General features: G+C 40.3%; 24 protein-coding genes, 7 tRNA genes and 1 other annotated feature. Of the genes, 29 read left to right on the forward strand and 2 right to left on the reverse strand.

Translation table 11 applies throughout. The annotated features are described in order from the left end of the window. Positions 1-75 precede the first annotated feature (75 nt). The 9 genes from ABFG93_RS19035 (at position 76) to ABFG93_RS19075 (ending at position 2,219) form a co-directional block, all read left to right on the forward strand. Positions 76-558, forward strand: coding sequence for a DUF456 domain-containing protein (locus ABFG93_RS19035; RefSeq protein ID WP_347549592.1), 483 nt, complete (start codon positions 76-78; stop codon positions 556-558). Positions 559-691: 133 nt separating this feature from the next. Further along, positions 692-766, forward strand: a tRNA-Asn gene (locus ABFG93_RS19040). Between the two features lie 3 nt (positions 767-769). Further along, positions 770-846, forward strand: a tRNA-Met gene (locus tag ABFG93_RS19045). A 16-nt stretch (positions 847-862) separates the two neighbouring features. Further along, positions 863-938, forward strand: a tRNA-His gene (locus ABFG93_RS19050). A gap of 14 nt (positions 939-952) precedes the next feature. After that, positions 953-1,029 (forward strand) — tRNA-Ile (locus tag ABFG93_RS19055). A 10-nt stretch (positions 1,030-1,039) separates the two neighbouring features. Next, positions 1,040-1,132, forward strand: a tRNA-Ser gene (locus ABFG93_RS19060). Positions 1,133-1,190: 58 nt separating this feature from the next. Continuing rightward, positions 1,191-1,267: transfer RNA gene (locus ABFG93_RS19065), tRNA-Met, on the forward strand. Positions 1,268-1,294: 27 nt separating this feature from the next. Next, a tRNA-Phe gene (locus tag ABFG93_RS19070) sits at positions 1,295-1,370 on the forward strand. A 237-nt stretch (positions 1,371-1,607) separates the two neighbouring features. Next, positions 1,608-2,219 (forward strand): superoxide dismutase, encoded by a 612-nt coding sequence (locus tag ABFG93_RS19075; protein WP_347549593.1) that lies wholly within the window; start codon positions 1,608-1,610, stop codon positions 2,217-2,219. A gap of 40 nt (positions 2,220-2,259) precedes the next feature. Here the strand turns inward: ABFG93_RS19075 and ABFG93_RS19080 are convergent, their stop codons facing one another. After that, on the reverse strand, positions 2,260-2,559 hold the full coding sequence (locus tag ABFG93_RS19080; RefSeq protein WP_347549594.1) for a hypothetical protein: 300 nt from the start codon (positions 2,557-2,559) through the stop codon (positions 2,260-2,262). Between the two features lie 98 nt (positions 2,560-2,657). Between ABFG93_RS19080 and ABFG93_RS19085 the strand changes: the two genes are divergently transcribed. The 16 genes from ABFG93_RS19085 (at position 2,658) to ABFG93_RS19160 (ending at position 18,938) form a co-directional block, all read left to right on the forward strand. Beyond that, entirely contained in the window at positions 2,658-3,908 is a 1,251-nt protein-coding gene (locus ABFG93_RS19085) for an MFS transporter (protein WP_347549595.1), read from the forward strand. Positions 3,909-4,017: 109 nt separating this feature from the next. Beyond that, positions 4,018-6,051 carry a peptidoglycan D,D-transpeptidase FtsI family protein gene (locus ABFG93_RS19090; protein ID WP_347549596.1) on the forward strand — a complete coding sequence of 678 codons (2,034 nt, stop codon included), beginning with the start codon at positions 4,018-4,020 and terminating at the stop codon, positions 6,049-6,051. 279 nt (positions 6,052-6,330) lie between these two features. Beyond that, positions 6,331-7,281, forward strand: coding sequence for a PstS family phosphate ABC transporter substrate-binding protein (locus ABFG93_RS19095; protein ID WP_347549597.1), 951 nt, complete (start codon positions 6,331-6,333; stop codon positions 7,279-7,281). An 80-nt stretch (positions 7,282-7,361) separates the two neighbouring features. Then, positions 7,362-8,294 (forward strand): phosphate ABC transporter permease subunit PstC, encoded by a 933-nt coding sequence (gene pstC / locus ABFG93_RS19100; RefSeq protein ID WP_347549598.1) that lies wholly within the window; start codon positions 7,362-7,364, stop codon positions 8,292-8,294. Continuing rightward, on the forward strand, positions 8,294-9,172 hold the full coding sequence (pstA, locus tag ABFG93_RS19105) for a phosphate ABC transporter permease PstA (RefSeq protein ID WP_347549599.1): 879 nt from the start codon (positions 8,294-8,296) through the stop codon (positions 9,170-9,172). The genes pstC and pstA overlap by 1 nt, the downstream gene beginning before the upstream one ends. A 42-nt stretch (positions 9,173-9,214) precedes the next feature. Next, positions 9,215-10,036, forward strand: a complete 822-nt coding sequence (gene pstB, locus ABFG93_RS19110) for a phosphate ABC transporter ATP-binding protein PstB (protein ID WP_431522021.1) — start codon at positions 9,215-9,217, stop codon at positions 10,034-10,036. A 21-nt stretch (positions 10,037-10,057) separates the two neighbouring features. Next, positions 10,058-10,717: a phosphate signaling complex protein PhoU gene (gene phoU / locus ABFG93_RS19115; protein WP_347549600.1), complete on the forward strand. Its 660-nt coding sequence runs from the start codon at positions 10,058-10,060 to the stop codon at positions 10,715-10,717. A gap of 124 nt (positions 10,718-10,841) precedes the next feature. Then, positions 10,842-12,827: a glycoside hydrolase family 15 protein gene (locus ABFG93_RS19120; protein ID WP_347549601.1), complete on the forward strand. Its 1,986-nt coding sequence runs from the start codon at positions 10,842-10,844 to the stop codon at positions 12,825-12,827. Positions 12,828-12,903: 76 nt separating this feature from the next. Beyond that, positions 12,904-13,053, forward strand: a complete 150-nt coding sequence (gene rpmG / locus ABFG93_RS19125) for a 50S ribosomal protein L33 (RefSeq protein ID WP_048308894.1) — start codon at positions 12,904-12,906, stop codon at positions 13,051-13,053. 78 nt (positions 13,054-13,131) lie between these two features. Further along, positions 13,132-13,701 carry a 5-formyltetrahydrofolate cyclo-ligase gene (locus ABFG93_RS19130; RefSeq protein ID WP_347549602.1) on the forward strand — a complete coding sequence of 190 codons (570 nt, stop codon included), beginning with the start codon at positions 13,132-13,134 and terminating at the stop codon, positions 13,699-13,701. Continuing rightward, a complete protein-coding gene (locus tag ABFG93_RS19135) occupies positions 13,695-14,468 on the forward strand; it encodes a DUF92 domain-containing protein (protein ID WP_347549603.1) in 774 nt (257 codons plus the stop codon). The genes ABFG93_RS19130 and ABFG93_RS19135 overlap by 7 nt, the downstream gene beginning before the upstream one ends. Beyond that, positions 14,465-15,058: a molybdenum cofactor guanylyltransferase gene (gene mobA / locus ABFG93_RS19140; RefSeq protein ID WP_347549604.1), complete on the forward strand. Its 594-nt coding sequence runs from the start codon at positions 14,465-14,467 to the stop codon at positions 15,056-15,058. Before ABFG93_RS19135 ends, mobA begins: the two co-directional genes overlap by 4 nt. Next, on the forward strand, positions 15,059-16,078 hold the full coding sequence (locus ABFG93_RS19145) for a ThiF family adenylyltransferase (protein WP_347549605.1): 1,020 nt from the start codon (positions 15,059-15,061) through the stop codon (positions 16,076-16,078). A gap of 139 nt (positions 16,079-16,217) precedes the next feature. Continuing rightward, positions 16,218-16,416: a binding site (T-box leader), on the forward strand. Between the two features lie 84 nt (positions 16,417-16,500). Continuing rightward, positions 16,501-17,886, forward strand: coding sequence for a Na+/H+ antiporter NhaC (nhaC, locus tag ABFG93_RS19150; RefSeq protein ID WP_347549606.1), 1,386 nt, complete (start codon positions 16,501-16,503; stop codon positions 17,884-17,886). A gap of 55 nt (positions 17,887-17,941) precedes the next feature. Beyond that, entirely contained in the window at positions 17,942-18,115 is a 174-nt protein-coding gene (locus ABFG93_RS19155; RefSeq protein ID WP_347549607.1) for a hypothetical protein, read from the forward strand. Between the two features lie 118 nt (positions 18,116-18,233). Next, the gene (locus tag ABFG93_RS19160; RefSeq protein WP_347549608.1) at positions 18,234-18,938 is read left to right on the forward strand and encodes an HAD family hydrolase; all 705 of its coding nucleotides are present in this window, start codon (positions 18,234-18,236) and stop codon (positions 18,936-18,938) included. A gap of 11 nt (positions 18,939-18,949) precedes the next feature. Here the strand turns inward: ABFG93_RS19160 and ABFG93_RS19165 are convergent, their stop codons facing one another. Continuing rightward, entirely contained in the window at positions 18,950-19,849 is a 900-nt protein-coding gene (locus ABFG93_RS19165; protein ID WP_347549609.1) for a hypothetical protein, read from the reverse strand. Positions 19,850-19,960: 111 nt separating this feature from the next. Here ABFG93_RS19165 and ABFG93_RS19170 point away from each other — a divergent pair, with 111 nt between their 5' ends. The 4 genes from ABFG93_RS19170 to nfsA all read left to right on the forward strand — a co-directional run bounded on the left by ABFG93_RS19170 (position 19,961) and on the right by nfsA (position 23,631). Next, positions 19,961-21,013: a M42 family metallopeptidase gene (locus ABFG93_RS19170; RefSeq protein WP_347549610.1), complete on the forward strand. Its 1,053-nt coding sequence runs from the start codon at positions 19,961-19,963 to the stop codon at positions 21,011-21,013. Positions 21,014-21,122: 109 nt separating this feature from the next. After that, positions 21,123-22,586: a spore germination protein gene (locus ABFG93_RS19175; RefSeq protein ID WP_347549611.1), complete on the forward strand. Its 1,464-nt coding sequence runs from the start codon at positions 21,123-21,125 to the stop codon at positions 22,584-22,586. Between the two features lie 99 nt (positions 22,587-22,685). Beyond that, positions 22,686-22,898, forward strand: coding sequence for a YqgQ family protein (locus tag ABFG93_RS19180; RefSeq protein WP_347549612.1), 213 nt, complete (start codon positions 22,686-22,688; stop codon positions 22,896-22,898). Beyond that, entirely contained in the window at positions 22,882-23,631 is a 750-nt protein-coding gene (gene nfsA / locus ABFG93_RS19185) for an oxygen-insensitive NADPH nitroreductase (RefSeq protein ID WP_347549613.1), read from the forward strand. The genes ABFG93_RS19180 and nfsA overlap by 17 nt, the downstream gene beginning before the upstream one ends. The last annotated feature ends 21 nt before the right edge of the window (positions 23,632-23,652 follow it).

Here is a 23,652-nt window from a genome sequence, read left to right on the forward strand (position 1 = left end):
AATCTTTCTCAATCACATATACGTAGAATGAATAGGAACAAATGTATATAATAGAAGGAAGAAAGGAGTTGCAACATGGATATATTGGTTTGGGGTCTAGTGAGTATTGCATTTCTCGTAGCCTTTGTCGGGCTTATTTATCCGATTATTCCATCTGTATTGTTCATTTACATAGGTTTTATTTTATATGGGATATTATATGAATTCAGCTCCATGACAATCAGCTTTTGGATCTTACAAGTCCTACTTACAGCATTGTTGTTCGCAGCAGATTATGCAAGTAATTTATTTGGAGTGAAGAAATATGGCGGTTCAAAAGCGGCGATCTGGGGAAGCACGATTGGATTATTAATCGGACCCTTTGTTATTCCATTAGCAGGCATTATTCTGGGTCCATTTATAGGAGCTGTAGTTGCAGAACTCCTATTCCATCGCAAGTCTTTTAAAGAGTCTGTGCAAGTAGGGGTTGGTTCGCTACTTGGTTTTCTTGGAGGAGCAGTCGCGAAAGGTGTTTTGCAAGCGATTATGATTGTTATTTTCCTAGTATACGTAATATGAGTTCTTGATGACGAAGTGGAACAATGATATATTAATTTCATCACTGATTTTTATTTCCGAAAATAAATTCCTAATAAATTATTGACGCTAATAATAGGGATGTGGTATATTAGTTCTTGTCGTTAAGAATTATTCCACAGTAGCTCAGTGGTAGAGCTATCGGCTGTTAACCGATCGGTCGTAGGTTCGAATCCTACCTGTGGAGCCATATGGCGGTGTAGCTCAGCTGGCTAGAGCGTACGGTTCATACCCGTGAGGTCGGGGGTTCGATCCCCTCCGCCGCTACCATATAATTCAAACCATGGCGGTTGTGGCGAAGTGGTTAACGCACCGGATTGTGATTCCGGCATTCGTGGGTTCAATTCCCATCAGCCGCCCCACTTAAATACATAAAGGACCCTTAGCTCAGCTGGTTAGAGCTGACGGCTCATAACCGTCCGGTCGCAGGTTCGAGTCCTGCAGGGTCCACCAAATGCATATCGGAGGAATACCCAAGTCTGGCTGAAGGGATCGGTCTTGAAAACCGACAGGGGCTTAATCGCCCGCGGGGGTTCGAATCCCTCTTCCTCCTCCATTTTATTCATTAATATGCTTTAGAAGCTTGCATGCAAAGCACAGTTTCATTTTACCGTCGCGGGGTGGAGCAGTTCGGTAGCTCGTCGGGCTCATAATCCGAAGGTCGCAGGTTCAAATCCTGCCCCCGCAACCAATTTAAACTTTTTACTACATAAAACATGGCTCTGTAGCTCAGTCGGTAGAGCAGAGGACTGAAAATCCTCGTGTCGGCGGTTCGATTCCGTCCGGAGCCACCACTCAATAAAGATCCCACTCGTCATATTATGGCGAGTTTTTTTGATTGAATTTCAATCAGATGTTTAATTCGATATACTCTCGGGAAGCTTTATATGTGTTGCGGATATTTAGTAATGTTTATTATTTGAAAACGAATACCAAATCTGCTACTGTAAACTTGTGAGGACAACATGTTCACGTGGCGGGAAACCCGTCCTGACAGCAAGTTACATATTATTCTAAGGAGGAGATTCACAATGGCTAAATTTGAACTACCAGAACTACCTTACGATTACAACGCACTAGAACCACATATTGACGAAGAAACAATGAAGATCCACCACGACAAGCATCATAACGCATATGTAACAAAATTGAATGGTGCACTAGAAGGTCATGAAGATCATGCATCTAAAAGCCTTGAAGATTTACTTGGCAATCTTGATGCTTTACCTGAAGGCATCCGTACTGCTGTTCGTAACAATGGTGGCGGACACGCTAACCACTCACTATTCTGGCAACTGCTAAGCCCTAATGGCGGCGGTGAACCATCTGGAGACTTGAGTGAAGCACTTAAGAAGAAATTCGGTAGCTTTGAAAGCTTTAAAGAAGATTTCTCTAACGCTGCAGCAGGCCGGTTCGGTTCTGGCTGGGCATGGCTCGTAGTTAAAGGTGGAGAACTTGAAGTTACAAGCACTCCTAACCAGGATACTCCAGTAATGGATGGTGTTACACCAATCCTTGGACTTGATGTTTGGGAGCATGCTTATTACCTTAAGTATCAAAACAAGCGTCCTGATTACATCAGCGCCTTCTGGAATGTAGTAAACTGGGATGAAGTTGCTAAGCGTTACGAAGCAGCAAAATAATAATTAATTCCCTCTACCCCGGCATTTCTGCCGGGGTTTTTTACTGTTCAATGACGGTGTAAAGTTCCCCAAATATAGTTAGAACGTGATTTAGGACAAGATCAGTTAGTAAACAACCTGTTTCGAAGTCATGTTGACTCCATACAAGTATCTGTTTTCGGTTTACTGTTACACATAACAATCCTTCGTATGTACTTATATGAATGAATGAGGCAGAAGAAGTTGTGGTTAAGTTATAAGGAATATTATACATAGTAAGCTCTCGGTGAATGATTGAAATAAATTGACTTTGCATCTCTGAAGTGATTAATTTCTTTTGGTGAATAAATCCATACATCATTAGTCTCCTTTCAAAAACAGCTTATCCTTTTTCGATCTTCCGCATAACGAACGTGAATTAATACAAAATAAGGGTGGATGAAAAAAGGGGAGTTTGTTATGAAAGTACTGAAGCATATGATCGGCGAAATTGAAGTAACGAAAGATTTATTGTTATTGCTTTCAATTGGTGGGTTATACGCACTGAGCATTGCGCTATCGAATACATTCGTTAATGTATACCTGTGGAAACAGTCCGGCGAATTTGCAGACATAGGAATATACAATCTTTCTGCCGTCATTAGCCAGCCATTGACATTCATACTCGCTGGGAAATGGGCTAAGAAAATGGACAGGGTGATTGTACTTAGAATAGGGGTTATCTTTCTGTCTCTCTTCTATGTTACAGTGCTCTTACTCGGTCAGAACGCAAGTCACTTACTTGTTCTACTTGGAGCGTTACTTGGTATTGGATTCGGGTTCTATTGGCTTGCTTTTAACGTGCTAACATTTGAAATTACTGAACCAGAAACTAGAGATTTTTTTAATGGGTTTTTAGGACTGCTCACTTCTTTCGCTGGCATGATTGGCCCGATTTTCGCTGGGTTTGTGATCTCAAGCCTTGAAGCATTTGCCGGTTATAAAGTGATATTTGGAGTATCGCTTGCGCTGTTTTTTACAGCGGTAATTCTTAGCTTCTTCTTGAAAAGGCGTTCAGCTAAAGGAAATTTCTCATTTAAAAGGGTATTCCAAGAGCGCAAAGCAAATTCTGATTGGCTAAATGTGCTACATGCTCATTTTTTTCAGGGTATAAGAGAGGGTACCTTTATTTTCATCATCGTCGTTCTTGTATTTATTACAACAGAGAGTGAACTTGCCATTGGTACGTTCGGACTAGTGAATTCCGCTGTATCTTTTCTTGCTTATTATATAGCGACAAGGTTGATTAAACCTCGCTATCGAAAAAAAGCCATTCTATATGGTGGGCTTATCCTTTATGCATCGGTTTTTCTGCTCCTATCAGATTTAACCTTTGGACGGTTACTTGTATACGGAATTTGTATTTCGATTGCTTATCCCTTGCTTCTTGTACCTTACATTTCTCTAACCTATGATGTAATTGGAAAAGCGTGGAACGCAGCAGAAATGAGAATTGAGTACATTGTAGTGAGGGAAGTTTATCTGAATTTAGGCAGAATTGTATCGATTCTTCTCTTTCTTTTGACCATTTCGATTTATGACAGTACGAAAAGTATTCCGATCCTGCTGTTATTCCTCGGGGCTGGTCATTCAGTGCTCTATTTATTTATTAGAAAACTTCAAACATCATCTCCTGCCAAAACTGAACCATCTCCTGAGCCGACACAATAGCTCATTAGTCCCTTTACTTTTAGGACACCACTAAGTATAGTTAGGAGGGAGTTCTGTGACACCTGTCTAAAACAGGTGTCTATATGTGTTGGAGGGAAGGAAGTTTATCGTGAAACCTTTTAAAAAGAAAAGCCATGTTCCTTTGAGGCTCAATATATTGTTTTTATCTGTATTCCTGTTGTTCTCAGCGTTAATTCTCAGGTTAGGGGTTATCCAAATCGTTAACGGTGAAGAATATGAACGTGTGTCTGAACAAACAGAAAATGTGACAGCAGAATCAACTGCGCCTAGAGGAAAAATGTATGACCGTTATGGACGGGTACTTGTAGACAATAACCCTGAATTCACGCTTACATATATTCGTACGCAAAACACGAAACAAGCTGAGCGTCTCGAGTTAGCAGAGAAACTGGCAGGATATATTGAAAAAGAGACCGATGATGTGATTGACCGTGATCTTAAAGATTATTGGATTACTGCAAACCCTGAAGAAGCTAAAGCGAAGTTGACTGAGAAAGAATGGGCAGAACTGGAATCGAGTGATGCTTATCAGCTTCAAATTAAGCGTATAACAGATGAAGATTTACAAGAAATCAAGGATAACCCTTCAGAACTTGAAGTAGCCGCAATTAAACGAGCGATGGACAATGGCTATGCGCTTTCTTCTCAAATTATTAAAGTGGGATTAACTAAAGACGAAATCGCGCAAATAAGTGAAAATCTTGGTAACTTACCAGGAGTGGAAATTCAAGCGGATGCCACAAGAGAATACCCTTATGGAGAAACACTCCAGACAATCTTCGGAAATGTAGGGCAAATTCCACGTGAGGATCTTAACTATTATGAGGTAAGAAACTATGAACGAAACGACCAGGTAGGTATTAGCTACCTTGAGAAAGAATACGAAGAATACTTAAAAGGACAAAAAGAAAAGCAAACGTATGTAACTGATAAGTCGGGAGAACCAGTAGGGGAACCTGAAGTTGTTGAAGGCCAGAGAGGGAATGATCTCGTACTTTCTCTCGATATTGATCTTCAACAGGAAGTCGAAAAAATTCTTGATGAAGAGTTGAGGGCTGCAAGGCAATACGGTGCCACTCGTGGTTATGTCGTTATGATGGATCCAAATACAGGAGAGGTCCTTTCGATTGCTGGAAAATCCTATAGCGATGGAAAGTTTATTGATCGCACATTTGGTGTTATCGGGGATTCTTATGCAATGGGTTCTACTGTAAAGGGAGCCACTGTTTTAACTGGGTATCAGTATGATGTGATTAATCCATATACAACACTTGTCGATGAAGTATTGTATTTCAAAGAAGGACCAAAATCTTCCTACACTGCAAATGCAATGGGATCAATTAATGATCTTGTTGCTTTACAAAGATCTTCTAACGTATATATGTGGAAAATCGCAATGATGATGGCTGATTACGATTATGTACCAAAGCAAAGTAGTAGTTATGATTCAGCTACTTACAGTGAATTTAAAGAATCATTTTCACAATTTGGTTTAGGTGTGAAAACTGGCATCGATCTTCCAGGTGAAAGTACTGGTCTAAACGGTGGATCGGATGAATTTAGTAAAATTCTTGACTTTGCAATTGGTCAGTATGATACGTATACGCCTATGCAAATGGCTCAATACATGTCTACTATCGCAAATGGGGGATACCGTATTGAACCGAATATTTTAAAAGAAGTGCATGAACCATCTGAACAGGAAGGGTTATCAAATACGATCCTATTCCAAAATACACCAGAAGTCTTGAACAAAATAAAGATGAGTGAAGAAGAGGTTCAACAAGTGCAGCAAGGAATGTGGATGGTGATGAATACTAAGCAAGGGACTGCAGGAACCGGTTATCCTTATTTCCAGAGCGATGATTACATTGCGGCTGGTAAAACTGGAACGGCACAAATAGGGGATGGTTATAATTTGACGCTTGTTGGTTATGCTCCTTTTGATAATCCAGAAGTAGCCTTCTCGGTTGTCATCCCAGAAGTAAATGATTCTAGCTCAGGATACGTAAATAAAAAGATCGGTGGACGAATCCTAGATGCTTATTTTGATTTAAAAGATGAAGCTAAAAAGCCTGTTGGGGCTGAAGGTGAAGAAACAGTTGAGGAAGATGTTAATTAAAGCCGCTGAAAAGCGGTTTTTTTTATGGAATAAGGATATATTAAGGTGAGAAACAGCAATGATTTTTACAGTTATGGATCGAATATCCAGAAAAATCACTAATGTTCTCCAAAAAAAAACGGAATAAAACGTTTTTCGACACATTTACAATATCTTTACATTCGGTTTATATGTAATTAACATCCGGTCTGTATTCTAAGTATTGTGATCGAGAGGCCAGTACAACAAACACACTGGTGAGTCACAAGTACATCAAACATCCATTTAGGGGGAAATTTAATGAAGTTCAAAGGCATTATGCTCATGGTAGTTATGTCGATGGTAATGATTTTCACGGCAGCTTGCGGAAATAACTCTGGAAACAACGGCGGAGAAGCTTCAGGAGAAGTATCTGGCGAAGTACTAATGGACGGATCTTCGACAGTATTCCCAATTATGGAAGCTGTCGCTGAAGAATATGCTGCAGTACAACCTGACGTTAAAGTAAGTGTTGGTGTATCTGGTTCCGGTGGTGGATTCGAGAAATTTGCAGCAGGCGAGACAGATATGAGTAACGCTTCTCGTCCAATTAAAGAAGAAGAAAAGGCAGCACTTGAAGAAGCTGGAATTGAGTTTACTGAATTCGAAGTTGCTAAGGACGGTCTTTCAATCGTAGTTAACTCTGAAAATGACTGGGTAGATCAGCTTACTATTGATGACCTTAAGAAAATCTGGTTAGGCGAAGCGACTATGTGGAGCGACGTTAACCCTGAATGGCCTGAAGAAGAAATCAAACTTTTCAGCCCTGGTACTGACTCTGGTACGTACGATTACTTCAATGAAGTAGTACTGGAAGATGAGCAAATGGTGAAAGAAGCAACACTTTCTGAAGATGATAACGTACTTGTAAGTGGTGTAACTGGTTCTAAGAACGGAATGGCATTCTTTGGTTATGCATACTACCTTGAGAACAAAGATAGCCTTAATGTAGTACCAATTGTAAATGGTGAAGGTGAAGCTGTTGAGCCGACTCCTGAAACAATTCAAGATGGATCTTATGAGCCACTTTCACGTCCACTATTCACTTATGTGAAGCACTCTGCAGTTAAAGACAATCCTGCTGTATATGACTTCGCTAAGTATACACTTGAAAATGCTGGTGAAATGGCTGAAGCTGTTGGTTATGTAGCACTTCCAGAAGAGAAGTATACAGAAGCTAAGGAAAAGCTTAATGAAATTGCTGGTAAGTAATACTAAATAGAAACAGATTGGTGAGGAGTTAAGGCTCCTCACTTTATCCTGTTTTGCTCTTTTGTGAGGGGGAGTAATAAATGCAAGGATCAGTTCGTCAAATGATTAAAGATAAAAAAGAGAAAAATCAATCACGTATGAAATTTATGGAGAAGCTTGTACCGGGGTTGTTGCTTTTGTGCGCAATAATTTCTGTACTTACGACGCTTGGAATTGTTTTTACATTGATTGTAGAAACGATTACCTTCTTTAATCGGGTATCGATTATTGAGTTCTTTACAAACAAAGATTGGTATCCGTTTTTTGGAGACAACCCGGATTATGGAATCTGGCCACTGATTTCTGGGACACTAATGATTACCGGCATTGCCATGCTCGTTGCCATCCCATTGGGATTAGCAGCAGCCATTTATTTGAGTGAATACGCAAGTGATAGCGTAAGAAGAATCATTAAGCCGATTCTGGAAGTATTAGCAGGTATTCCTACGATTGTGTATGGTTTCTTTGCTTTAACTTTTGTTACACCTGTTCTACAAAATGTTATTCCGAGTCTTCCGATTTTCAACGCATTGAGCCCCGGTATCGTTGTAGGAATTATGATTATTCCTATGATTGCATCTCTCTCAGAGGACGCGATGAGTTCTGTACCGAATGCTATTCGGGAAGGAGCACTCGGACTTGGCGCTACACGATTTGAGGTTGCTGTGAAAGTTGTTCTACCAGCTGCATTATCAGGAATTATTGCTTCATTTGTGCTTGCGATTTCAAGAGCAATCGGTGAAACAATGATCGTAACAGTAGCAGGTGGAGCAACACCAAAACTTACGCTAGATGTAACGGAGTCGATCCAGACAATGACTTCTTATATTGTGCAGGTAAGCCTTGGTGACGCAGGATTTGGAACGACAATATACTACAGTATTTATGCTGTTGGTATGACTTTGTTCCTATTTACTCTAATCATGAATCTTATCGCTCAATATATTTCTCGTAGATTCAGGGAGGAATACTAATGCAATTAGTAGATCAAGCAAAAGTTAAAAGTAAAATGCAAACCAGATTAGCGCAAAATAAGATTCTTAAAGGGGTCTTCTTTGGTGCAACAATGCTAGCACTCGTTGTGCTTGTTATCTTGTTATATCGGATATTCACTCAAGGAATTGGTTACTTAGATATTGAGTTCTTTCAAAATTTTGCATCTCGATTCCCTGAAAAAGCAGGAATCAAAGCAGCATTTTTCGGTACTTTATGGATGATGGCAGTTATTGCTCCGGTGGCACTTACACTTGGAGTTGGAACCGCGATTTACCTTGAAGAATATGCAAAGAAAAATAAGTTGACAACGTTTATTCAAATTAATATCTCGAATCTTGCAGGCGTACCGTCTATCGTATTCGGCTTACTAGGACTAACTGTGTTCGTTCGTATGTTGGAGATGGGGCGAAGTGTTCTAGCGGGTGGTTTGACGATGAGCTTATTAATTTTGCCTATTATCGTCGTTGCTGCTCAGGAAGCCGTACGTTCCGTTCCAAAAGAGCTTCGAGAGGCTTCTTATGCGATGGGGGCTACTAAATGGCAAACAATCAAAAAGGTTGTATTACCAGCAGCAATTCCTGGAATCTTAACAGGAGGCATCCTTGCTCTATCACGTGCGATCGGTGAAACAGCACCACTACTTATGATTGGTGCATTAACGTTTGTTGCATACTTGCCTGAGAATTTCTTGTCCGGCTTTACCGTTATGCCGATTCAGATTTTCAACTGGACCAGTCGTCCACAGACGGATTTCCACGATGTAGCAGCAGCTGGAATTATCGTCTTGCTTGCAATGCTACTTATTATGAATTCAATTGCAGTGTTAATTCGAAATAAATTTTCAAAGAGACTATAGGAACAGTATCGCTCTCATCAATGTGAAAAGGGGAATTTGATAATGAAAACAATCATGGATGAAAAGAAAATAGTTAAAACTCCGCGAGCAGAAGAACAGCCAAAAGAAGAGAAATCTGTTTATAGCATACAGAATTTCAATCTTTGGTATGGTAAAGATCAAGCGCTGAAAGATATTAAATTTGAGATTCCTGAGAAGCAGGTTACAGCAATCATTGGTCCGTCTGGTTGTGGAAAGTCAACGTTTATTAAAGCACTTAACCGCATGGTTGAAATGGTGCCGATTGTGAAAATGTCCGGTGATATCAACTATCGTGGGAAGAATATTTTCGAAAACAAATACAAAGTAGAAGATCTTCGCACGAAGGTTGGTATGGTCTTTCAAAAGCCAAACCCTTTCCCGAAATCTATTTATGAAAATGTTGTTTATGGGCCGAAGATTCATGGAATTAAGAATAAGAAAGTTCTTGATGAAATTGTAGAAAAAAGCCTGAAAGGGGCTGCAATCTGGGAAGAGGTAAAGGATCGTTTAAACGAAAATGCATATGGACTATCAGGTGGTCAGCAACAGCGACTATGTATTGCTCGATGCCTTGCGATCGAACCAGATGTTATTCTAATGGATGAGCCTACTTCAGCTCTTGACCCAATTTCAACGCTTAAGGTAGAGGAGCTTGTGCAGGAACTCAAAAAAGACTTCAGTATTATTATCGTTACTCACAATATGCAACAGGCCGCTCGTATCTCTGATAAAACTGCGTTTTTCTTAAATGGTGAAGTAATTGAGTTCTCTGATACGAATCAGTTGTTCTCAAATCCATCTGATAAGCGTACAGAGGACTATATTACAGGCCGTTTCGGTTAATTATTTCGGGGGTGAGCAATCATGGTGGTAAGAGGAAATTTTCAGGAACAATTAGATGAAATTAAGGCACAGCTATTAGAACTTGGCTCTCTAGCACAAATTGCAGTAGATGATGCAATTACAGCATTAAAAAATCAGGATGTTGATAAAGCTCTAGAAATTATTGATAATGATTATAAGATCAATCGCCTTGAAGAAGAGATTAATGAAAGAGCGATCTGGCTTATTGCTAAGGAACAGCCTGTCGCGACAGATTTAAGACGATTAATTTCAGCTTTAAAAATCACGACTGATGTTGAGCGAGTTGGTGATCTAGCAGTGAATATTGCTAAATCGATCATTCGTATCGGTGACAAACCATTCGTAAAACCGATTGAAGAAATTCCTGCACTGGCTCAAAAAGCGAATAACATGCTAAGAGAAGTACTGGCTTCATTCTACGAGGAAGATGTTAATCGATCCATTGCAGTTGCCGACGCTGATGACGAAATTGATAGTATGTACGGTCGTCTTGTAAAAGAATTGCTTGAACTAATGACAGAGCATCCGGAAAGCATTAGTCAAATTCAGCAGCTTTCCTTTATCTGCCGTTATATTGAGCGAATTGGTGATCACTGTACGAACATTTCAGAGAGCGTCATCTACGTTGTTAAAGGAAAACGTTACGATTTAAATGCGTAAATAAAAGGAAACCACATCCAATTTGGATGTGGTTTTTGTTTGATTTCCTGAATAGATAGTCTTGAGTAATGACCTGTCCATTTCTGCAATAGACTAAGGTAGGAGATGGATAGGAGGGAACAAGATGCCGAGACACTTAGTGATAGGGAACGGGCAGTTATTAATTAACATGGATCAATTTTTACAAATACGGGATATTTATTACCCGTATGTTGGACAACAGAACCACGTACAGGGACATGCGAATCGAATTGGCGTTTGGGTGGATGGAAAGTTCTCCTGGCTGCATTCGTCTGAATGGGATATTACACCGAATTACGATCAGGATACGCTTGTAACTTATAGCACAGCTTATCATTCCCACTTAGGGATCAAACTCGTTTTTGAAGAAGGTGTGCACCAGCGAGAGATGCTGATGATTCGTAAAATTACGATTCATAATTTAGAAGAACAGAAACGAGAAGTGAGATTGTTTTTCCATCAGGATTTAAATATTTACGAAACTGAGGTTGGGGACACGGCTTATTATTGTCCAGATACAAAGTCAATCATTCATTATAAGCGGTATCGTTATTTTTTATTTAATGGGGAAATGGATGGGACGGGAATTAAGCAGTACACGACAGGAGTCAAACGATTTCAAGCAGCTGAAGGAACGTGGCGTGATGCAGAGGATGGTCATTTACATGAAAATCCAATTGCTCAAGGGTCGGTTGATAGTACCTTTTCTCTTGAAACAACGCTAGAAGCAACTAGTAAAAAGACAGCTTATTACTGGTTGACGGTGGGAAGAACAAAAGAAGAAGTAAGCAGCATCCACGAGTACGTAAGTGAAATTGGCACATTACTAACAGTTGAAAAAATCAGAATGTACTGGAATCGATGGGTTAACAAGTCAGTTTTGCCTGAATCGGATTTAAGTCCAGAACTTCTTTCCTTATACAAGCGGAGTCTATTAATTGTTCGTACGCAAACGAATCAAAATGGTACCATCATTGCAGCTAATGATTCAGATATTCTTCATTACAATCGCGATCATTATAGCTACATGTGGCCAAGAGATGGTGCACTAATTGCATCAGCTATGTCAAAAGCAGGTTATCATGGCATGGTTGCGAATTTCTATCGTTGCTGTGCGGAACTACTATCTAAAGAAGGGTATTTACATCATAAATATAATCCGGATGGTTCGATTGGATCAAGCTGGCATCCATATATTGATAGGATGAAACGGTCGCAGCTACCGATTCAAGAAGACGAAACTGCCCTTGTATTATGGGCATTCTGGGAGCACTACCAATCAACAGGAGATATTGAGTTTGCCCAGACTCTGTATAAATTCCTTGTACGACCAGCGGCTAAATTCTTACTGCAATTTATGGATGAGGATCTCAATTTGCCTTTACCTTCTTATGATCTGTGGGAAGAGCGATTTGGAATATTTAGCTTTACAGCTTCTGCTGTATATGGAGGTCTAATGGCAGCTCATTCATTTGCACGGCTGTTTGGTGAAGATGATCGCGCAGATACGTATTATGAAGGAGCAGAGCGCATTAAAAAGGGGATCGAGACACACTTGTATGATCATGATCGCTCGTGCTTTATTAGAGGGTTATATACCAATTCAGATACTGGTGAAGTTACGAAGGACTATACGATCGAAAGCAGCGTCTTTGGTTTGTTTGCTTTCGGAGTTTTTCCTGCAAATGACCCACGAATTATCCGTACAATGGAAGGAATTGAAAAACGGCTGACTGTTAAAACGAGTATTGGTGGTGTTGCTCGTTACGTGAGTGATTACTATTTCCAACAGTCACAGAACGTTGAAGAAGTGCCAGGGAATCCGTGGGTAATATGTACACTATGGATTGCTAAGTGGAAAATTGCTCTAGCAGAAACGGTTGAGGAATTGGACCTGGCGAAAAGTCAGCTTGAATGGGTGTGTAAACAGGCACTTTCAAGTGGAATATTGCCAGAGCAGGTTCATCCTTATTCAGGTAAACCTCTATCAGTCGCGCCCCTTACGTGGTCACATGCTACGTACGTGGATGTTGTAAAAGATTATCTAGAGAAATATGAAGCTCTTTCATTAAGAAGAAAAACAACTTGATTGAACGCGATATGTTTGTTATCATAATGAAGTATGTTGTTAAATGAACAGTTTGATAGGATTTGGAGGGATATTCATGCGCGTACAAATTACATTGGCTTGCACTGAAACAGGCGATCGTAACTACATCACAACGAAGAACAAACGTACTAACCCTGATCGTCTTGAACTTAAAAAATACAGCCCAAGACTCAAAAAGCAGACGTTACATCGCGAAACAAAGTAAGCAGTAGGTTATCCTACTGCTTTTTTATTTGCTTATTTTCCCTTACACTAATAGAAGAGTGAATTAGGAGGAATGGTCATGCAGTCAAAACATGAGTGGCGTACAAAGATGAAGACTAGACTTAGTGAGCTTACAGCTTCAGAAAAGGAGCTTCTTGATAACGATATATTAGAGCGGCTGTTTACATATGATTCTTATTTAAAAGCCCAAACGGTTGGGCTGACCATTGCAATGAAGAACGAAGTGAATACACAGAAAATTATAGAGAGGGCCTGGTTAGACGGTAAGAAAGTCGCTGTACCAAAATGTGATCCTAAATCAAAGCAGATGACTTTTTATTACCTAACTGAATGGAATCAGCTTGAAACCGTCTATTTTGGATTAAAAGAACCAAAACCAGATAAAACCTATATATGTGATAGTCGCGATATTAACCTTTTGCTAGTACCCGGGCTTATCTTCGATATGCAAGGATTTAGAATTGGATTTGGTGGTGGGTATTACGATCGGTATTTGCAGAACTACCCAAATGAAACGGTTTCACTCGCTTACGAAATTCAAGTCACTGAAGCAGTACCAACCGAATCATTTGATCTTCCTGTCCAAGCACTTATTACGAATGAACAAATTGTCCACTTCACATGCTGATCATCTATTTCGTTCTAAGTGCAATAACAGGTTTTGCTGGATATAAGGCTAAATCCCTTACAGCAGGAGGAGCTATCACTGCAGCCATAGTCGGCAGTGCCATTGCCTATGGATTTGGTTGGAAGGGTTTACTGCTATTGGGTGTTTTCTTTGTATCTTCTTCATTATGGAGTAAATATAAAGTGAAACAAAAAGAAGCTGTCGAGCAGATTGTAGAGAAGGGTGCAGCAAGAGATCACTACCAGGTACTAGCTAATGGAGGGGCAGCAGCCTTTGCTGGAATTTGGATGGGACTGTATCCAAATTACTGGTTGGCAGTCTTCTTCCTGGCTGCACTGGCTACTTCTAATGCGGATACGTGGGCGTCTGAGCTTGGAGTGCTTTCAAAACGTCTGCCACTCCATATACTAAAATTAAAATTGGTTCCTGCAGGCACATCTGGAGCGGTTAGCGTGCTCGGTCTGTTATCTTCTTTAATGGGTGCATTATTAATTGGAAGCTTGGGTGCTGTTTTGTTTGAAAAGTCATTGTTGCTGTTAGTTTCTGTTACATTTGGAGGTTTTCTGGGTTGTTTAGTTGATACATTCCTTGGTGGTTTGATACAGGAAGAATTTCGTTGTCAGGTATGCGGGATTAAAACTGAGCGGCATGTTCATTGCGGAATGAAAACAGTGAAGATAAAAGGTCTTTCCGGTTTAAATAACGATGTGGTAAATTTCTTATCCTCTATTACTGGTGGAATTGCTGGAGGTGTCTGGTTTTTATGAAGGTAGCTGGTATTTTGCTTGCAGGTGGGGAGTCGCGTAGATTCGGTTCACCTAAAGCTTTTGCAACTTATAAAGGTGAGCCATTTTATCGGATTATTCTTAACCAACTTGACTCGATTGTAGATAGAAGTGTTATCGTATCAAAGCAGGAGTTAATAGGAAAGTTTCAACAAGTATCTTCTTATCCAGTTAATGTCATCACTGATAACGAGTCATATTGTGGGATGGGGCCACTTGCGGGTATATACTCAGCTATGAAATCACTGGATGCCGATTATTACATAACAGTAGCCTGTGATATGCCACTTGTTACAAGCGACATTTTTGCTTTTTTGGTGGATAAAGCGAAACGACATGATGCAAGTGTGGTACCTGTTGTAGATGGACGGGTACAGCCACTTTGCGCAATTTATCATGCTTCTTGTAAACCAACGATTGAAGCTAATCTTAAAGCAGGCAGAAAGCGAATGAGCGATTTTCTAAAAGATTGTGAGATCCACTATGCCCCTTTTGGAGTTGATCATAAACAGTGGTTTATGAATATTAACACAAGTGATGATTATAAATTCGTGCAGGAGGAGAAAGAGTAAATGGATGAGCTAAAACGATATTCCCGCCAAATGCTTTTTACACCAATAGGCGAAGATGGACAGAAGAAGTTTAATCAATCCAAAGCCCTTGTGGTTGGAATGGGGGCCCTTGGGACCGCGATCGCTAACCATCTTGTTCGAGCAGGATTTGGTTATGTTAGAATCGTGGATCGCGATTATGTGGAGAAAAGTAATTTGCAACGTCAAATGCTTTTCGATGAAGAAGATGTGGCAGCGGCCTTACCGAAAACAGTGGCGGCAAAGAAAAAACTAGAGAAAATGAATTCGTCGGTTACGATTGATGCGATTACGACGGATGTGAACGCTAGTAATATAATGGATTTACTTGAAGGAATCGACTTTGTGATGGATGGCACAGATAATTTTTCGACCAGGTTTCTCTTAAATGATGCCTGTTTTAAGAAAAAAATCCCATTTGTGTATGGCGGTGCCGTAAGTTCGAGAGGGATGACTGCGTTGTTCGTCCCCGACGTGACACCCTGCTTACGTTGCTTTATTCAAGGAGGAGAACAAACATCTGGTGAGACGTGTGATACGATCGGCGTAATTTCGCCAATCGTGGATGTGATTGCCTCTTATCAGGTGACAGAGATCATGAAATATGTAGCAGGTGATCATGACAAGCTCCATAAAAGCTTATTAACGATGGATATCTGGAACAACCACAGTTATGCAATGAAGTTTTCTTCTCCAAAAGAAGGATGCACTACCTGTCAGAAGAAAGAGTATCCTGCCTTACAAGCTGGAACGAGGAAAGATGTTACTTCATTGTGTGGGAGAGAAACGATCCAAATCCAGCTCGAAAGTCGGTTTGATTTAAAGGAGTGGGCTATAAAGCTTCAAAAAACAGCTGAAGTTAAAGAAACGCCTTTTCTTCTCAAAGCGCAGTTGGAAGAAGGAGAGCGACTCGTTATATTCCCTGATGGCCGAGTTCTTGTTCAGGGTACAGAAGATAGTGGGAGGGCGAAAGCACTTTATGCCCGATATATTGGAATGTAAAAAGCGCCAGCCTGAGGGCTGGTGCTTTTTACCATCGAGGACACTACTTGACACATTGTGAGATCGGTTATAGAATAACAATGTTACTTAAACGCACAAAAGCATAAAAGTATAAAAGTGATTGTTGAATTGACTATAAAATAAAGTGATGAGTCAGAAGAGTAACTTCTTATGTTGAGCAGCAGCAGAGACCTGGTGGATGGTGAGAGTCAGGGCATATAAGAGTGAAATTACATCTGATGAGCTTGGTGAAACCCGGGATCCTGCCGTTATTAAGGATTTGAGTGGACAGGCAGACTGTCAACAAGGGTGGTACCGCGAAGTAATTCGTCCCTTCATACGTGAAGGGCTTTTTTTAATGGGGAAATTCTGCAGGAGACAAACTAGAAGATACGACAACATGAATTAAGGGAGAGAACGAAATGAAAAGAATATCATTTCCAATGGCCTTAACAGTGATTGCGCTCTTAATGAGCTGGATGCTGTTCAGTATCATTGTATTGAAAGTAGAACCTCATATGCCTCTGTTAGCTGGAATTGTAGGAACAGGGCTTCTTGGGTTAGCACTTGGGATAAAATGGGATGTTATTGAAAAAGGTTTACTTGATAGTATTACCACTGGCCTTAAGCCAATATTGATTTTATTTATCGTCGGAATGATGATCGCTGTATGGATGCAGAGTGGCACGGTTCCAACACTACTGTATGGTGGCCTTCAGTTTATTAAACCTGAATGGTTCTTAATTAGCGCCCTTGTTGTAACGATTATCGTCTCAAGTTTCACAGGAAGTTCGTTCACGACAATTGGAACAATCGGTGTTGCAATGATGGGAATTGGATCGGCGATGGGGATTAGTCCAGCTTTAGCAGCGGGTGCGGTCATTTCAGGTGCTTGTTTTGGTGATAAGATGTCACCGCTCTCGGATACAACAAATTTTGCACCAGCTGTAGCAAAAGTGGATTTATTCACACACATACGACATATGATGAATACTACGATCCCAGCTATCATCGTTACGATAATCTTCTTTTTGATGATGAGTAAGCAACTGCCGGCTTCGGTGAATCCTGAGGACATGCAGCAAGCAATTAGCGTACTTGAGAGCGAATTTCATCTATCACTCTGGACATTGATCCCACCGATTATCGTCGTTGTGCTCGCTGTACGGCGCGTCCCAGTCTTACTGACCTTATTTACTGGTCTTTTTGCGGGTATTATTGTTGCTATGCTTACACAGGGTGTGACATCGGCAACGTCGATCCTTACAACAATGCAAAGTGGATTTGTAAGTGAGACTTCAAGTGAGCTTGTAAATGGCATCGTAAATAGAGGTGGCTTGCAATCGATGATGTGGAGCGTCTCTCTCATTATTCTCGCTTTAGCACTTGGCGGGGTTCTTCAAGTAATGGGGATTATTCAAACACTTATGAGTGGATTAACGAAACTGCTAAATAGAAGAGGACATTTAATTTCAGCTACTGCAGGTTCATCAATTGGAGTAAATTTACTAACAGGAGAACAGTATTTATCGATTCTTCTGCCGGGTCAAACGTTTGAGCCTTTCTATGATCAAGCAGGCGTTGAGCGGAAATATTTATCACGAACGCTTGAAGATGCTGGAACATTAGTGAATCCTCTTATTCCCTGGGGAGTTTCAGGAGCTTTCTTTGCTGAAACACTTGGCGTCTCAGTCATGAGCTATTTGCCATTTGCCATTTTTCTATGGCTTTCACCTATTTTCACCATCATTATTGGTTACTGGTATGATATTAAATATAGAAATACTTCTCGAGCTCAAAATGGATAAAAACGCCTTCACCTGTAAACAGTAGAACTATAATAATGTTTCAGGAGGAGGATTAATGAGGCTATCAAGGCTGATCGTTTTACTATTGCTTCTTGTTGGCGTATATGAGTATCGGTACCGTATTCTAAACGGATTGCTAGGCATTGCAGTCATTCGACGATTTGTTGTTGGAAATACGCTGAAAATGCCAGGTGTTCGAAAAAAACTTTTTACAACTTTCTTATCTTAAACCTTCACCTCACTGGTGGAGGTTTTTCAATTTCATCATTGCCTGAAACTTTATTAATAGAAAGCTAAGGGGTAGAATGTAAGGAAATAACTCAACCCTTTTTAAAGGTGGCGATTTTATGAAATGGACACACGTGTTTTTTGATCTTGATAATACGTTATATAATCACGAATTGGCCTTCAAAAAAACGATTCAGCATTGTGCAGCGCTAATGCTAGCTAGAAAAGGAGTATCGGTAGCGGCTGGACAATGGTTTGATGTATTTAAATTATACTGCGACACGTATTGGAAGAATTACGAAAATGGCATCTGGTCTAGAGCGACCTATCAGATTAAACGTTACGAGAGTACAAACAACGAGTTTAACATATCGAGTTCTGATGAAGAAGCTCTTGCATTTCAGGAAGAATACCAGTCAAAGGTTGCCTCTTTCGCAGAACCTTTTTCCAGCATGGGAGATGTACTTTCAATTCTTAAGAAAAACAAGATAAAGCTTGGGATCATTACGAATGGTGCAAAGAAGACACAAATGCAAAAAATTAGAGCACTTGATCTGATGAAGTGGTTTGAGCCTGATATGATCTTTATTTCAGAAGAAATAGGCTTGTCAAAACCCCACACGGATGTTTTTCACCATGTCCGGGAAGAAATAGGCAACTACCTTTACATAGGTGATTCATGGGATCAGGACATTCAACCTGCATTAGAAGCAGGATTTGACGTCATTTACTTTAACTCACGAAAGGAGAAGGGGAGTCATTCACTTAAAGAGATTCCTGAAGTTACTTCGTACCGAGAACTATTGAATGTGCTAAATTTATAGAGCTTCCACAGCTAATTGTTATCTTGGCTCAAAATCGGTTCATTTAGATACTGAATGAGCTGAATATTTTCCCCACTGTCGGTCTGAAATAAAACCAAAAGATAGGGAGATTGTTTATGAAGCAACAATAGTGGGATCGTGCTGCCAATCGGGGACGCTGTTTGCCCTTCAGAAGCCTGAATGCCAAGAAAGTAGTTTCTATAAAGACCTTCCCATATACCTCCTATGGTATCTGTACTTTGTTCTTTTGATAACCCGGGCAGCGCTTTTTCCTGATAAAGATGAAGTTCTGTTAATGGAATAATGTAATAATCTTCTGGACGAATTTGATATTCAGTGATTATTTCTTTAAAAACGTGTTGGAATTGTTGCACAAGTGCATGATCAAGAATGAACTCCCATTCTTTTTCTTCTTCTGTGTGAGCCGTTTTAAAAGATTCGAGCGGAGTCATTGGTGAATCAATGACATAGAGCTGATCATAGCTCATTTCTTGAGCGCTTTTAATGACATCGTTCGGATAATGAATTTCACCATAATGGTAGCTAATTGTCTCATAGTGGCCACTGTCTTCACTGGTGAATTTCTTTTTCTGATTAATAGATGCTGTATTTTCTTTCCATGTCGACATCGTATCAATGAGCCGACCTTCTTCATATAAAAATGAAAGATCCTGGCGAAGGTATGCGCTTTCGCTAAGAGTAGATTCTGATTTCCAGTTTAATGTGTATTCATCTTCATCTTCCTGCGTTAGAATGGTGAGTGAAGTACTCGCCGATTCAAATGTTACATCTGGATCAGGAGGGAAATACGTAAACGATTCCCTAATCGGATTGCTGTTTGTGTTGACAAGGATGAGAGCAAAAACCCCAATCAGACCAATCATTATGATGTAGTGCCCTTTTTTGATCATCCCTAACCTCCAAATCTTTAAGCTTGTCATCATATTTATGATGAAAGTTCTCTTTTTATGAAAGGGATAACAAAGAGACAAATTTTGAAGCTAACAGAGAGGATGAAAACAATGAATGATTTTTTTCATGCAGAAGAACTTCTAAACACAACAAAAGATTTAGTAAGTATTCCCAGTCCTTCTGGCTATACAGACGAAGTGATCAGCTGGGTAGATGGAAGGATGCAGGAGCTTGGAGTCGCAACTTCACGTAACAATAAAGGTGGCCTTATCGCGACGATTGAAGGGGAGAACACTTCAAAACATCGTATGTTAACGGCTCACGTTGATACGCTGGGGGCGATGGTTAAGGAAATCAAAAGTGACGGTCGCTTGCGGTTGTCTCTTATTGGTGGTTTCCGCTTTAACGCTATTGAAGGTGAGTATTGTGAGATTATTACTGGATCAGGCAAGCGTTTCTCTGGAACGATTCTTTTGCATCAGACATCTGTTCATGTCTACAAAAACAATGGAGATGTGAAACGCGATGAGCAAAATATGGAGGTTCGTCTAGATGAACGAGTTTTTTCTGTAGAAGATGTTCAGAACCTTGGAATTCGAGTGGGTGATTTTACAGCTTTTGATCCTCGCGTACAACTTACAGAAAGTGGCTTTATTAAGTCTAGACACCTTGATGATAAAGCGAGCGTAGCTCTCCTTCTGGCAAATATCAAAAAAATTAAAGAAGAAAATCTAACGCTCCCATATACAACTCATTTCTTAATTTCGAATAATGAAGAAATTGGATACGGAGGGAATTCGAATATTCCGCCTGAAACGGTTGAATACATAGCTGTAGATATGGGGGCACTTGGAGATGGACAAGCTTCTGATGAATATACGGTTTCCATTTGCGCGAAGGATTCGAGTGGACCTTATCATTATCGGTTAAGGGAGCACCTGGTGAAACTTGCAGAGGAATCAAGCATTGAATACAAACTGGATATTTATCCTTATTATGGCTCGGACGCTTCTGCAGCGATTCGAGCAGGAGCGGATGTCAGGCACGCTCTCATTGGGCCAGGAATTGATGCTTCACATGCCTATGAACGTACACATAAAGGTTCTATGCTTCATACAGCAAATTTAATTTATAAATATTTACTGTCTTCTATGATTGATTAACCTACATTGACCAGCCTCAGAACCCGAGGTTGGTTTTTTATATGCCCAATTATCCAGCAGGTATGCAATAGATTCGATTGGTGAATGATGGATATGAGGAGGGGGACCTATGTCTGATAAAAAAATAATACACCCAGTTGCTAAATCCTTTGAGCAGAATATAGATTTCCTGCATACCGAGCTTGGGGTTGGAAAAAGCTTTGACGTGATTCAACTTGATCTTGAGTACGCAGGCAGAAAAATGGCGATGTTTTTAATTGATGGGTTTGTAAAAGATGATATTCTTCATTATCTCATGAAACTTCTTTCAAGGCTGGAACCTGAACAGCTTGAACCAGACCCACTAGAGAAATTAATGAAAGTTCATATTCCCTATGTTGAAATTGACCGTCAAAAGGATTTGGATGTTGTCATGGACTTAGTGCTCGCTGGTCCAACAGCACTTGTTGTTGAAGGCATGAGCGAAGTCATTATGATTGATGCTAGAACTTATCCTGTACGAGGCCCGCAGGAACCAGATTTGGAACGTGTGACAAGGGGTGCTCGTGATGGGTTTGTAGAAACCATTGTATTTAATACGTCCCTTACGAGAAGAAGAGTAAGGGACAAAACACTTCGGATGGAATATATGCAAATAGGTAGAAGGTCCAAAACAGACATATGTATTAGCTATATCGAGGATATCGCAGACCCTGAAATTGTTAAGAAAATAAAAGATTCGATGAGTAAAATTGACACAGATGGGCTCCCGATGGGGGAGAAAACGGTAGAAGAATTTATATGTGGGCGACCATTAAATCCCTATCCGCTCGTAAGGTATACAGAACGCCCTGATACAGCAGCAATTCATCTATATGAAGGCCATGTGTTGATTTATGTAGATGGTTCTCCAAGTGTATTAATCACTCCAACCACCTTCTGGCATCATCTTCAGCACGCGGAAGAATATAGACAGAAACCACTTGTAGGTGCCTATTTGAGGCTAGTGCGTTTTATTGCGGTTTGGATAGGTATTTTCATCCTGCCTCTTTGGTACTTGTTCGCATCTAATCCACGACTACTTGGTTCAAACATGCAGTTCATTGGTGTGGATGAAGGGGGGACACTTCCTATTTTTGTGCAATTTATTATCATTGAGCTTGGGCTTGATATTTTAAGAATGGCTACGATTCATACACCAACCTCACTAGCGACAGCGCTTGGTCTCGTTGCAGCTATACTAATAGGTCAGGTTGCTGTTGAAGTGGGTTTATTCATAAATGAAGTTATCCTTTACCTTGCGCTCGCAGCGATGGGAACATTTGCAACACCTTCTTATGAATTAAGTCTTGCAAATAGACTGTTTCGACTGGCCTTATTAGTTATAACGGCTGCGTTTGGTGTAATAGGTTTCTCAGTCGGATTCACCCTCTGGATGATTTTATTAATTCGAACTAAGTCCTTCCACATTCCGTATCTTTGGCCGTTCATCCCGTTTTCTTACAGAGCGTTCAGAGATGTGCTTCTCCGTTTTCCAATGCCTGTAAAAAATAGAAGACCTACTGTTCTACACCCAAAAGATCCAGACCGATAAGTGCGGAACGCATTCCTTTTAGTAAGTGGAATGCGTTCTATTTATGCTGAAACGTTTTTTTTAATGTAATGGATTGCTATAATAAACGTGGTGAGGAAAATGAAAACTTTTTTTGATGTTCAACAGCTTCTGAAGCGTTTTGGCATGATCGTTTATACGGGAAGCAGGTTAGGCGATCTTGAATTAATGGAGGAAGAGCTGAAGGAGCTTTATGAAATGAAGATTCTCGAACAAGACAATTATCTTGTTGCGAGAATGATTTTGCGAAATGAAATAGGCAGGGAGAGAGACAAACATGAACGAAACAATTGAAACGATTCTCGAACACCGTTCGATAAGGTCATTTAAAGATGAACCTTTAACGAATGAACAAGTTCATACTCTCGTTAAGGCTGCTCAAGCAGCTTCCACGTCGAGTTACATACAGGCTTATTCGATTATTGGTGTGAAAGATCAAGAGAAGAAAAAAAAGCTAGCACAATTGGCTGGAAACCAGAGCTATGTGGAGAAGAATGGACATTTCTTTGTTTTTTGTGCGGATTATAATCGTCACCATGCTGCAGCAGAGATGCATGGAACATCTGTTAAGGAAACAACTGAATCAACAGAGAAATTCATGGTGGGTTTAATTGACGCAGCATTAGCAGCCCAGAATGCTTCCATAGCTGCAGAGTCGATGGGTCTAGGTATTTGTTATATCGGTGGAATTCGGAACGATCTTGAAGAAGTAAGTGATGTATTACAGCTTCCTGATTACGTCGTTCCGTTATTTGGACTATGTGTCGGTTATCCTGCGCAAGATCCGAATATAAAACCTCGCTTACCTCTAGAGAACATATATCATGTGGATGAGTATGAACAGAATCCTGATGCCTTTAAAGAGGGATTAAGAAAGTACGATGAAACGATTTCGGCCTATTATTCAGATCGAACTAGTGGAGAGCGTACAGTGGGATGGTCTTCACTGATGGCTCATAAATTAACAAAACCAGTTCGCACTTATATGAAGAAGTTTCTCAAGAAAAAAGGATTTCCATTAAATTAAATAATACTTAGTTCAAAGGGT

This window comes from Pseudalkalibacillus hwajinpoensis (assembly GCF_039851965.1).
Classification (GTDB): Bacteria; Bacillota; Bacilli; order Bacillales; family Guptibacillaceae; genus Guptibacillus; species Guptibacillus hwajinpoensis_E.

Excerpts from the sequence above, each read along its gene's own strand:
- nhaC (WP_347549606.1), top strand. The coding sequence starts at position 16,501 with ATGAAAAGAATATCATTTCCAATGGCCTTAACAGTGATTGCGCTCTTA.
- ABFG93_RS19080 (WP_347549594.1), bottom strand. The coding sequence starts at position 2,559 with ATGATGTATGGATTTATTCACCAAAAGAAATTAATCACTTCAGAGATG.
- ABFG93_RS19085 (WP_347549595.1), top strand. The coding sequence starts at position 2,658 with ATGAAAGTACTGAAGCATATGATCGGCGAAATTGAAGTAACGAAAGAT.
- nfsA (WP_347549613.1), top strand. The coding sequence starts at position 22,882 with ATGAACGAAACAATTGAAACGATTCTCGAACACCGTTCGATAAGGTCA.
- ABFG93_RS19160 (WP_347549608.1), top strand. The coding sequence starts at position 18,234 with ATGAAATGGACACACGTGTTTTTTGATCTTGATAATACGTTATATAAT.
- rpmG (WP_048308894.1), top strand. The coding sequence starts at position 12,904 with ATGCGCGTACAAATTACATTGGCTTGCACTGAAACAGGCGATCGTAAC.
- ABFG93_RS19095 (WP_347549597.1), top strand. The coding sequence starts at position 6,331 with ATGAAGTTCAAAGGCATTATGCTCATGGTAGTTATGTCGATGGTAATG.
- phoU (WP_347549600.1), top strand. The coding sequence starts at position 10,058 with ATGGTGGTAAGAGGAAATTTTCAGGAACAATTAGATGAAATTAAGGCA.
- ABFG93_RS19075 (WP_347549593.1), top strand. The coding sequence starts at position 1,608 with ATGGCTAAATTTGAACTACCAGAACTACCTTACGATTACAACGCACTA.
- pstC (WP_347549598.1), top strand. The coding sequence starts at position 7,362 with ATGCAAGGATCAGTTCGTCAAATGATTAAAGATAAAAAAGAGAAAAAT.
- ABFG93_RS19180 (WP_347549612.1), top strand. The coding sequence starts at position 22,686 with ATGAAAACTTTTTTTGATGTTCAACAGCTTCTGAAGCGTTTTGGCATG.
- ABFG93_RS19155 (WP_347549607.1), top strand. The coding sequence starts at position 17,942 with ATGAGGCTATCAAGGCTGATCGTTTTACTATTGCTTCTTGTTGGCGTA.
- mobA (WP_347549604.1), top strand. The coding sequence starts at position 14,465 with ATGAAGGTAGCTGGTATTTTGCTTGCAGGTGGGGAGTCGCGTAGATTC.
- ABFG93_RS19165 (WP_347549609.1), bottom strand. The coding sequence starts at position 19,849 with ATGATCAAAAAAGGGCACTACATCATAATGATTGGTCTGATTGGGGTT.
- ABFG93_RS19170 (WP_347549610.1), top strand. The coding sequence starts at position 19,961 with ATGAATGATTTTTTTCATGCAGAAGAACTTCTAAACACAACAAAAGAT.
- ABFG93_RS19035 (WP_347549592.1), top strand. The coding sequence starts at position 76 with ATGGATATATTGGTTTGGGGTCTAGTGAGTATTGCATTTCTCGTAGCC.
- ABFG93_RS19120 (WP_347549601.1), top strand. The coding sequence starts at position 10,842 with ATGCCGAGACACTTAGTGATAGGGAACGGGCAGTTATTAATTAACATG.
- ABFG93_RS19145 (WP_347549605.1), top strand. The coding sequence starts at position 15,059 with ATGGATGAGCTAAAACGATATTCCCGCCAAATGCTTTTTACACCAATA.
- ABFG93_RS19130 (WP_347549602.1), top strand. The coding sequence starts at position 13,132 with ATGCAGTCAAAACATGAGTGGCGTACAAAGATGAAGACTAGACTTAGT.
- ABFG93_RS19135 (WP_347549603.1), top strand. The coding sequence starts at position 13,695 with ATGCTGATCATCTATTTCGTTCTAAGTGCAATAACAGGTTTTGCTGGA.
- pstB (WP_431522021.1), top strand. The coding sequence starts at position 9,215 with ATGAAAACAATCATGGATGAAAAGAAAATAGTTAAAACTCCGCGAGCA.
- pstA (WP_347549599.1), top strand. The coding sequence starts at position 8,294 with ATGCAATTAGTAGATCAAGCAAAAGTTAAAAGTAAAATGCAAACCAGA.
- ABFG93_RS19175 (WP_347549611.1), top strand. The coding sequence starts at position 21,123 with ATGTCTGATAAAAAAATAATACACCCAGTTGCTAAATCCTTTGAGCAG.